The following is an 11,374-nucleotide window of genomic DNA, read 5'->3' on the forward strand; positions in this document are numbered from 1 at the left end:
CGGCAGCTCCAGCAGGCGTGCCTCGATCTCGCCCAGTTCAATGCGCAGGCCGCGAATCTTCACCTGGTGGTCGATGCGTCCGGCGTAGTCGATCACGCCGTCGGCGCGGTAGCGCGCCAGGTCACCGGTGCGGTACAGGCGCCCGCCGTTGTCGCTGAACGGGTCCGGCACGAAGCGTTCGGCGGTCAGCGCCGGGCGCTGGTGGTAACCACGGGCCAGGCCCACGCCACCGAGGTACAGCTCGCCGGCGCTGCCACGCACCGCCGGCTGCAGGCTGCCTTCGAGGATGTGGGTCTTAAGGTTGTCGATCGGCTGGCCGATCGGCACGCTGATGCTTTCGTCCGGCTGGCAGGTCCAGTGGGTGACGTCGATCGCCGCTTCGGTCGGGCCATACAGGTTGTACAGGCCCGCAGCAGGCAGGCGTTGCAGGGTCTGGCGGGCCAGCTCGGCCGGCAACGCTTCGCCGCTGCACACCACGCGCTTGAGGCTGACGCAGCTTTCGACCGCTTCGTGGGTCATGAACGCCTGCAGCATCGACGGCACGAAGTGCAGCGTGCTGATGCCGTAATGATTGATGGTTTCGACCAGCAGCTGCGGGTCGCGGTGCGCACCCGGCTGGGCCATGACCAGGCGCGCACCGGTCATCAGCGGCCAGAAGAACTCCCACACCGACACGTCGAAGCTGAACGGGGTTTTCTGCAGCACGCTGTCGCTGGCGTCCAGGCCGTAGGCCTTCTGCATCCACCACAGGCGGTTGACCAGCGCCTGATGGCTGTTGCCTGCGCCTTTCGGGCGACCGGTGGAGCCGGAGGTGTAGATCACGTAGGCGAGGTTCAGCGGGGCCACGTCGACATTCGGGTTGGCATCGCTGTAGCCGTCGAAATTCTCGGTGTCCAGGTCCAGGCTGCGCAGGCCGGCCGGGATCGGCAGGGCTTCGTGCAGGTGCGACTGGGTCAGCAGCAGGGCGATGCCGCTGTCCTCGAACATGTAGCTCAGACGGTCCTGTGGATATTCCGGGTCCAGCGGCACATAGGCGCCACCGGCCTTCACAATACCCAGCAAGCCGATGACCATCTCCAGGCTGCGCTCCATGGCGATGCCCACCAGCACGTCCGGGCCCACGCCCTGCTCGCGCAGCTTGTGCGCCAGCCGGTTGCTACGGCGGTTGAGCTCGGCATAGCTCAGGATCTGCTCGCCAAAGGCCAGCGCCGGGGCATCCGGGGTGGCGAACACCTGGGCTTCGATCAGCTGATGAATGCTGCGTTCCCCCGGGAACACCGCATCTGTGGCGTTCCAGTCCCGCAGCTGTTGCTGCTCATGGGGGCTCTGCAAAGTCAGTTCGGCCAGTACCTGACCTGCATCCACCACCATGCTGGTGATGAGATTGCCCAGGTGTCGCGCAACCTGCTCGATGGCCTGGCCAGTCCAGTGGCTGCGATTGTGGCTGTACTGGATCGACAAGGTTGCACCCAGGCTCACCACCAGCGTCAACGGGTAGTTGGTCTGTTCACGGTTGGCCACCTCGCCGAAACGCAGGCCATCTGGGGCACCCTGCTGCAGCGCCTCGGCCACCGGGTAGTTTTCGAATACCAGCAGGCTGTCGAACAAGGCATCACCACCCTGCCCTGCCCAACGCTGCACTTCATACAACGGGGAGTGCTCGAATTCACGCGCAGCCAGGTTGCTCGCCTGAACCTGGGCAACCCATTGCGCGACGGTCTGTTCCGCGCGAGGCGTACCGACCACCGGCAGGGTGTTGATAAACAGGCCAATCTGTTCTTCCACACCAGGCAAGTCTGTCGGCCGCCCTGCCACCGTTGCGCCGAAGCAGACAGTGGGCTGGCCGGTGCAGCGCTGCAACAGCAACAGCCAGGCCGATTGCAGCAAGGTATTGACCGTAACCCGATTGGCCTTGGCAAAGGCCTCGATCTGCCGAGTTTGCTCACGGTCGAAGCGCTGATGGTATTCGCCCTGACCGCTGTCGGAATGGCTCTGACCTGCACTGCAAAGGCTCTGCACCAAATGTGTCGGGGCATCCAGCGCCGCCAGCTGGCCTTTCCAGAAGCTTTCCGCTGCCGCGGCATCCTGGCCCTGCAGCCAGGAAATGTAATCTCGGTAATGCGTCGCCTGTGCTGGCATCTGCTGCCCCGCATAGCGCTGGAGCACTTCACCCAGCAGGCGGGAGGTACTCCAGCCGTCCATGAGGATATGGTGGTTGGTATAGATCAGGTGGTAATGGCACTCGTCGACACGCACCAGCACCAGACGCAGCAAAGGTGCCACAGCCAAATCGAAACCACGCTGGCGCTCATCATCGGCCAGCGCCTGCAGGGCCTGCCCCACCGAGGGCTTATCGCGCCAGTCAAGCTCGTTGAACGGTGACCCGACCGTTTTACACACAATCTGGACCGCCCGCTCCAGCTCACCTTGCCACACGAAACCGGTACGCAATATGTCGTGGGCGGCCAGCACATCCCGCCAGGCCTGCTTGAAGCGTTGTGGGTCCAGGTTGTCGATATCGACCCGCATCTGATTGATGTAGTTGCCGCTGCCCTCCTCATACAGGCTGTGGAACAACATGCCTTGCTGCATGGGCGACAGCGGGTAGACATCGGCAATCTGTGCCGCGGCCACCGGCAGGTTGTCCAGTTGGGCCTGGGTCAGCCCGGCCAGCGGAAAGTCCGAAGGTGTCACCCCCCGGTGCTGTGGCTGGCAGCAGTGCTCGACCAGTGCCTTGAGTTCCTCAGCATACTCATCGGCCAGCCGCTGGATTGTCGACGGTTCAAAGCGCTCGCGGCTGAAGCTCCAGTTAAGCTTCAATTCGCCGCCAAAGACCTGACCGTTGATGGCCAGTTGGCTGCTCAAAGGTGCCGCATCATCATGGCCCTGGCCAGCGCTTTCCTGCGTGGGAATCAACAAGCTCGTGACCTCGTCGAAACTGCTGTCGAACTGGCCCAGGTAGTTGAAGACGATCTCGCCTTTGGGCAGTTGCGCAAGCGCTTGGCGGGTTTCTGCGGCCCCCAGGTAACGCAGTACGCCGTAACCAATCCCTTTGTTGGGAACTGCGCGCAGCTGTTCCTTGATAACCTTGATCGAACCTGGCCATTGCGCCTGCGGGCTGAGCTTCAAAGGATACATGCTGGTGAACCAGCCTACCGTGCGGGTCAGGTCGATACCGTCGAACAGGTCTTCACGGCCGTGCCCTTCCAGACGCACAAGCACCTCCGCCCGCCCGGTCCAGCGCCCGACGACCCGCGACAGCGCGGTCAGCAACAGGTCGTTGATCTGGGTACGGTAGGCCGCCGGGGCCTCATGCAGCAGCTTGTGCGTCCAATGAGCATCCAGGCGGGTAGCCACCGAAAGAGCATGACACTCCAGGTTGGAACCTTGCGGATAATCGCAAGGCAAAACATCGTCAGTGCCCTGCAACTGGCCTTGCCAGTAACCCAGCTCATGCTGCAACGCCGGCCCGCTTGCATAACCCCGCAATTGTTCGGCCCAAGCCTTGAACGCGCTGGTCTTGGCCGGCAACGCCGGCGTTCGACCAGCAGTCAGCGCCAGGTAAGCCAGTTGCAAGTCTTCGAGCAGCACACGCCACGACACACCATCAACCACCAGGTGATGGATCACCAGCAGCAACCGCTGGCTACCATCAGGCAGGTCGCCCAACACCGCCCGCAGCAGAGGCCCTTGCTTCAGGTTCAGGCTACGTTGGGCTTCGTTGCCTACCTGTTCCAATGCCTCGGCGTGTTCAACCTGCCGGCGCCACAGCAGCGCGTGCTGCGAAGTGCCGAACACGGCTCGCCAGGCACCTTCAGCCTGGTCGAAGCGCAGGCGCAGGGCATCGTGGTGTTCAACCAGCGCTTGCAACGCCGCTTGCAGGTGCTGTTCATCCAGCACCTCGCTGGTTTGCAGCATCACCGACTGGTTCCAGTGATGGCGCTCGACGATGTCCGATTCGAAGAACCAGTGCTGGATCGGTGTCAGCGGCATGCTGCCTTCCACCGGCCCCTGGTCGATTGCCGTACCGGCCTCTCGCCGGGCAATCGCCGCCAGGCCTTGCACGGTCTGGTACTGGAACAGTTCCTTGGGGGTGAACTGGATGTCCAGCTGACGGGCCCGGCTGACCACCTGCAGCGACATGATCGAGTCGCCGCCCAGTTCGAAGAAGTTATCGGCAAGGCCAACCTTCTCCAACTTCAATACATCGGCCCAGATCGCCGCGATCTGCTGCTCCAGCTCGGTTTGCGGCGCGAGGTATTCGCCCTGCAGCAAGCTGGCGTCCGGCGCCGGCAAGGCCTTGCGGTCGAGCTTGCCGTTAGCGGTCAGTGGCAGCTGCTTCAGGAACAGCAGATGCGCGGGCACCATGTGCTCAGGCAGGCTGGCCTTCAGTTCGGCACGCAGGCTGTCACGCAGCACGGCCTGCTGTTCAGTACCTTGCAGCACGCCAGCGTCGGCTGGCACCACATAACCCACCAGTTGCCTGCCACTGGCACCATCCACCGCCAGCACCGCGACCTGGCGCACCGCAGGTTGTTCGAGCAGGCGTGCTTCGATCTCGCCCAGCTCGATACGGAAACCGCGAATCTTCACCTGATGGTCGATACGCCCGATGTATTCGATGACCCCGTCGGTACGGTAGCGGGCCAGGTCGCCCGACCGGTACAGGCGGCCACCGTTGTCATCGAAGGGGTCTGGCACGAAGCGCTCGGCGGTCAACCCGGGGCGGCCGTGATAACCCCGCGCCAGGCCCGCCTGGCCAATCAGCATTTCACCTGTGCAGCCCGGCATGATCGGGTTCAATGCCGCGTCGAGCAGGTACCAGGACAGGTCGGGAATCACCTCCCCGATCGGGCTGCTGGCACCCTTTTGCAAGTCTTCGAGGGTGATCGGCCGATAAGTCACGTGCACGGTTGTTTCGGTAATGCCGTACATGTTGATCATGCGCGGCGTGCAGTCACCAAACACGTCGAACCAAGGCTTGAGGCTACTCACCTCCAGGGCTTCGCCGCCAAACACCACGTACCGCAGGTTCAGCCCCTGGCCAGCCCTGGCCGCCTCGCAGGCAACCGGGACAAGCGGCTTGAAGGCTGATGGCGTCTGATTGAGCACGGTGACCTGCTCACGTACCAGCAAGGCATGGAAGTCTTCGCTGGAGCGCGCCACATCCTTGGGCACGATGACCGCTCTGCCGCCATGCAGCAACGCGCCATACAGCTCCCATACAGAGAAGTCGAAGGCGTAGGAGTGGAACACCGTCCATACGTCACTGGCGTCAAAATGGAACCAGTGCCGGGTGGCTGCAAACAGGCGAACCACGTTCCGATGCGCCAGCAGCGTCCCTTTGGGCTTGCCGGTAGAGCCTGAGGTGTAGATCACATAAGCCAGGTTGTCCGCGCTCACCCGGCAGGCGGGGTTGGCTTCGCTGTAGCCGGCCAGGTCGGTATCGCCGTCCAGCATCAGCGTCTGCACGCCTGCCGGTACTGGCAGCGCGTCACGCAGGTGCTGCTGGGTCAGCAACAGGCGTATGCCGCTGTCCTCGAACAGGTAGGTGAGGCGCTCCTGTGGATACTCCGGGTCGAGCGGCACGTAGGCAGCGCCCGCCTTGAGAATGCCCAGCAGGCCGATGACCATTTCAAGGCTGCGCTCGACGGCCAGGCCGACCAGCACATCCGGCCCGGCCCCCAGTTCCAGCAGCTTGTAGGCCAGCTGGTTGGCCCGGCGGTTGAGCTCGGCGTAACTCAGGGTTTGCTCGCGGCAGACCAGTGCCACCGCATTCGGGGCAGTTTCGACCTGGGCCTCGATCAGTTGATGCAGGGGCTGCTCGGCAGCGAAATGCGTCAACGACGGGTTCCAGGTCTGCACGGTCTGCTCCTGCTGCGCCCGGCTGACCAGCGGCAGATCGACCACGCGCTGGTCGGGCTGGCGCACGATCGCCTCTAGCAGGTTCACCCAGTGTTGCGCCATCTGTTCGATGGTCACGGCATCGAACAGGTCGGTCGCGTAGCTCAGGGCGGCGCCAAGGCTGTGCTCGTACTCAAAGGTGTCCAGGGTCAGGTCGAACTTGGCCGTGTCGTGGCCCCAGGTCAGCCCCTCCACCTGCAGCCCCGGCACGCTGCGCTGCTTGCCCTTGGCCTGCATCTGGTGGTTGTACATCACCTGAAACAATGGGCTGTGGCTCAGGCTACGCTCGGGCTGAAGGGCATCCACCAGTTGCTCGAACGGCAAGTCCTGATGGCTCTGCGCGCCCAGCGCACGCTGCTTGACCTGCTCCAGCAGGTCGCTGAAGGTCATCTGCAGGTCGAACTCGGCGCGCAACACCTGGGTATTGACGAAAAAGCCGATCAGCCGTTCGGTTTCCACCCGGTTGCGGTTGGCAACCGGTACCCCGACGCGGATGTCGGACTGCCCGGAATAGCGGTGCAACAGGGTCTGGAAACTGGCCAGCAACAACATGAACAGCGTCGCGCCCTGGCGTTGGGCCAGTTGCCTGAGCGAGTGCACCAGGGCCTCGGGCAGCCGCACCTCATGCCTGGCGCCCCGGTGGCTACTGGACGCAGCGCGGGGGCGGTCGGTCGGCAGCTCGAGCACCGGCTGCTCATCGCCAAGCTGTGCCTTCCAGTACGCCAGTTGCCGCTCCTGCTCGCCGGCCTCCATCCACTGGCGCTGCCAGATCGCGTAGTCGGCATACTGCACCGGCAGCGCCGGCAACTGCAGCTCTCCGCCTTGGCTATAACCCGCATACAGTTGCATCAGCTCATCGATCATCAGCGGCATCGACCAGCCATCGGAGACGATGTGATGTATGGTCACCACCAGCACATGCCGGTCCTGCGCCAGGCGCAGCAACTTGACCCGCAGCAGCGGGCCTTGCTGCAGGTCGAACGGGCGGCGCGCCTCGGCTTCCACCTGCTGACGCAGCGTGTGTTCATCGGCGTGGTGCAGTGTCTGGATAGCCAGCGCCAGGGTGTGTTCGGGGTGAACGATCTGGACGGTGCCCTGCCCTGTTTCGCTGAAGGTGGTACGCAGGGTTTCGTGGCGGGCAATCAGGGCATCGAAGCTACGCTGCAACGCCTCGACATCCAGATGACCTTGCAGGCGCAAGGCCGCCGGAATGTTGTAGATCGGCGCGTCTGGCTCCAGTTGCCAGAGAAACCATTGCCGCTGTTGGGCATAGGAGAGGGGTAGCGAAGCTTCAGGCTCGCGCTTGAAGATCGGGGTGACACCATACAGGTTCACCCCCTGCTGCTTGAGCAAGGCTGCCAGGGCCTGGCGCTCTTTGGTGGACAGTAGCTTTACAGACTCAAGCAGCTCTTGCACAGTAAAAATCTCCTAAGAAACCAGCTTTTCAATTTCCTCCGTAGTTAGACGTTTCAGGGCCTCCAGGGATTTAGCCAGTTCATTCTGAACAGGGTCTGCCTGCGGCGTCAGCTGCTCAAGCTGCGCGCAGTAGTCGCCCAGACCGGGGTTTTCGAACAGCGCTTTCAGGCTGACCGGCAACCCGACCTGCTCCTGGACGCGGCTGGTCACCTGGGTGGCGATCAGCGAGTGCCCGCCCAGCAGGAAGAAGTTGTCACCCAGGCCAACCCGTTCGACTTTCAGCACCTGCGCCCAGATGGCCGCCACCTGCTGTTGCAAGGGTGTGCGCGGCGGCACATGGGCTTCTTCCAGCAGGGCAACGTCCGGGCGTGGCAGCGCCTTGCGGTCCAGCTTGCCGTTGGGTGTCAGTGGCAGCGTGTCGAGCAGCAACAGGTAGGCGGGCACCATGTACTCCGGCAGGTGTTTCCTCAGTGCAGCGCGCAGGTGGTCACGCAGGGACGACTGCGCAGCGGCATCGGCCATCACGCCAGCATCGGCAGGTACCACGTAGGCCACCAGGTGCTGGCCGGCGGGCCCGTCAACGGCCATGACCACCGCTTCGCGCACTGCCTCCTGCTGCAGGCGCACCTCGATCTCGCCCAGTTCGATGCGGAAGCCGCGAACCTTCACCTGATGGTCCACCCGGCCGACATATTCCAGCACACCGTCAGGGCGATAGCGGGCCAGGTCGCCGGTACGGTAGATGCGCCCGCCCTGCGCATCGAAGGGGTTGGGAATGAAGCGCTCGGCGCTGAGCCCCGGGCGCTTCAGGTAACCACGGGCCAACCCGGCACCGGCCAGGTACAGCTCACCGACGGCGCCCACTGGCACCGGCTGCAAAGCACCGCTCAGCACGTACGCAGCACTGTTGTGCAACGGCCGGCCGATATTGGCCTTGCCACCCGCCGCCCGCAGCGTGCAGGTGGAATAGGTGGTGTCCTCGGACGGGCCATACAGGTCGTACACATCGCTCACATGCGCCAAACGGTAGAGGTCGTCGACGATGGACTGCTTCAGCGCCTCGCCGCAGAGGTTGATGGTTTTGACCGACGGCGGAATGTTGCCGGTTTCGCACAACTGTTTGATCGCCGATGGCACGGTATTCACCAGCCGCACCCGGTCCTTGGCAGCCAGGTTCGGCAGCTCCATGGCATTGCCGGCCAGCACCGCATAGCCACCGGCCGACAGGGTGACGAACAGTTCCCAGACCGACAGGTCGAAGCAGATCGAGGTGGAGAACAGCACGCCACACAGGTCTGCCTGGCTGTACACCGACAGCGACCAGCCGATCAGCGCCGCCACGCTGCGGTGCTCGATCTGCACGCCCTTGGGCTTGCCCGTCGAGCCTGAGGTGTAGATGCAGTAGACAAGGTTGCGAGGGCTGGTCACACAGGTCAGGTCGGTGTCCGGGTAGCCGTCCAGCGACAGTTGGTCGAGCAGCAGCGTGCGCGACTGGAACTGCCCGGGCATTCGGTCAATCAGGCTGGTCTCCGACAGCAGCAGGATCGCCTGGCTGTCTTCGAGCATGTATTCCAGGCGGTCCTGCGGGTATTCCGGGTCCAGCGGCACGTAGGCGCCACCCGCCTTGAGAATGGCCAGCAGGCCGACGACCATTTCCAGGCTGCGCTGCATGGCGATGCCCACCAGCACATCCGGGCCAACCCCCTGTTCGCGTAGCGTGTGCGCCAACTGGTTGGCCCGGCGGTTGAGGGTGGCATAGCTCAGCGTCTGCTCGCCGAAGATCAACGCCGGGGCATCCGGGGTTTTCGCTACCTGCGCCTCGAACAGCTGGTGGATGCAACTGGCATTCGGGTAGCTGGCCTGGGTAGCGTTCCAGCCTTCGATGATCTGCCGGTGCTCATTGGCGTCCAGCAGGGCCAGGTCTGCGATGCGCTGGGTGGGCTGCTCGACGATGGCCGTCAGCAGGTTCTGCCAGTGTCGGGCCAGGCTGCGGGCAGTCGAGGCATCGAACAGGTCGGTGGCGTAGACCAGTGCAGCGCCGATACCGGTTTCGTGTTCGAAGGTTTCCAGGGTCAGGTCGAACTTGGCCGTGTGGTTGTCCCACGCCACAGCGTCCACCTCCAGCCCGGGCAGGTTGCGGCGCTCCCCTCTGGCCTGGGTCTGATGGTTGTACATCACCTGGAACAGTGGGCTGTGGTTGAGGCTGCGCTCTGGTTGCAGGTCCTCTACCAGTTGTTCGAAAGGCAGGTCCTGATGGGCCTGGGCCTCGACCACTCGCTGTTTCACCTGGCTGAGGAAGTCGCTGAAGGTCATCTGCAAGTCGAACTCGGCACGCAGTACCTGGGTGTTGACGAACAGGCCGACCAGGCGCTCGGTTTCCACCCGGTTGCGGTTGGCCACCGGCACACCAACGCGGATGTCCGCCTGCCCCGAATAGCGGTGCAGCAGGACCTGGAAGCTGGCCAGCAGCAGCATGAACGGCGTTACGCCCTGTTGCTGGGCGAACTGCTTGAGCGCACGCGCCAGGCCTGCCTGCAGGTCGATGGCCAGGCGCGCGCCCTTGAGGCTGCTGACCGTGGGGCGCGGGCGATCCATCGGCATTTCCAGCACCGGGTGCTCGCCGCCCAGTTGCGCAGTCCAGTAGGCCAGCTGCCGTGTCTGCTCACCGGCCTCCATCCAGCTACGCTGCCAGATGGCGTAGTCGGCGTACTGGATGGGCAGCGCGGGCAGCTGTGCATCACCGCCCTGGGCATAGGCCTCATACAGGCGCACCAGCTCTTCCACCATCAACGGCATGGACCAGCCATCGGCAATGATGTGATGGAGGGTCAGCACCAGCACGTGCTCGTGTGCATCAAGCGCCAGCAGTTTGACCCTCAGCAGCGGCCCATGCTCCAGGTCGAAGCCTTGACGCGCCTCGTGCTCCACTTGCTCGCGCAAGGCCTCCTCGCCCGCACCGTTCAGCTGTTCGTAGGTCACCGTCAACGCAAGGTGTGGGTGAACCACCTGCTGCACCTGCCCGTCCTGTTGGAGGAAGGTGGTACGCAGCGCATCGTGCCTGGCCAGCAGGCCGTCGAAGGCACGTTGCAGGGCTGCCCGGTCCAGGCTCCCCTTGAACCGCAAGGCCGAGGAAATGTTATACACCGCGCTGTCCGGGTCCAGCTTCCAGAGAAACCACAGGCGTTGCTGGGCGTAGGAAAGTGGCAGCTGCTCGAAGTCGCCGCGCACCTGCGGAATGGGCAGTTGCGCCAGGCTGCCGCCCTTGGATGCCAGCTTTTCCAAAAACAGCTTGCGCTGCTCGAGCGGCAGCCGAATGAAGCGGTGAACCAGATCGGTGTTGCGGTTATCGGTGCTCATCTCAAACTGCCTCAAGCTCATTCATGAAATCGTGGAACTCGTCCAGGTCTGCCGTGCATTCGGTAATTGCTGCGGTTACGGCGGCGGCGTAATCACGAAGGTTGTCGGTCTGGAAAATCAGGGCCAGTGGTGTATCCGCGCCCAGCTCCATCTGCAGGCGCGCCACCGCTTGCGTGGCAAGCAGGGAATGCCCGCCAAGCTGGAAGAAGTTGTCGCTCAGCCCGACCCGCTCCAGCTTCAGCACATCCGCCCAGATCGCCGCAATCTGCTGCTCCAGCTCGCTCTGTGGGGCGATGTACTCGCCCTGCGACTGGCTGGCATCCGGCTGCGGCAGGGCCTTGCGGTCCAGCTTGCCGTTCGGCGTCACTGGCAGCTTGTCGAGCAGCAGCAGGTGTGCCGGCACCATGTAGTCCGGCAAACCGGCCTTGAGCGCCTCGCGCAGGCTGCCGCGCAAGGCGCCTTCGTCTTGCATGCTGTCGGCAGGCACCACATAGCCCACCAGCTGCTTGCCGCTTGGCCCGTCCTGCGCCAGCACCACGACCTCCTGCACACTCGGCAGCTCCAGCAGGCGTGCCTCGATCTCGCCCAGTTCAATGCGCAGGCCGCGAATCTTCACCTGGTGGTCGATGCGTCCGGCGTAGTCGATCACGCCGTCGGCGCGGTAGCGCGCCAGGTCACCGGTGCGGTACAGGCGCCC

The 11,374-nt window shown here is 63.9% G+C and carries 3 protein-coding genes; all 3 read right to left on the reverse strand.

What is annotated here, in order from left to right; genetic code table 11:
• Positions 1–7,320: non-ribosomal peptide synthetase (locus JV551A3_RS23930; RefSeq protein WP_133979174.1), on the reverse strand; the 7,320-nt coding region annotated here is incomplete at its 3' end.
• A gap of 12 nt (positions 7,321–7,332) precedes the next feature.
• Positions 7,333–10,677 (reverse strand): non-ribosomal peptide synthetase, encoded by a 3,345-nt coding sequence (locus JV551A3_RS23935; protein ID WP_133979176.1) that lies wholly within the window; start codon positions 10,675–10,677, stop codon positions 7,333–7,335.
• Position 10,678: 1 nt separating this feature from the next.
• Positions 10,679–11,374, reverse strand: a 696-nt coding sequence (locus JV551A3_RS23940) for a phosphopantetheine-binding protein (protein ID WP_235874637.1), incomplete at its 5' end; no start/stop codon positions are given.

The organism is Pseudomonas inefficax, assembly GCF_900277125.1.
GTDB classification, from domain to species: domain Bacteria; phylum Pseudomonadota; class Gammaproteobacteria; order Pseudomonadales; family Pseudomonadaceae; genus Aquipseudomonas; species Aquipseudomonas inefficax.

What these genes read in the sequence shown, in the direction of transcription:
- JV551A3_RS23935 (WP_133979176.1), bottom strand. Translation starts at nt 10,677, where the DNA reads ATGAGCACCGATAACCGCAACACCGATCTGGTTCACCGCTTCATTCGG.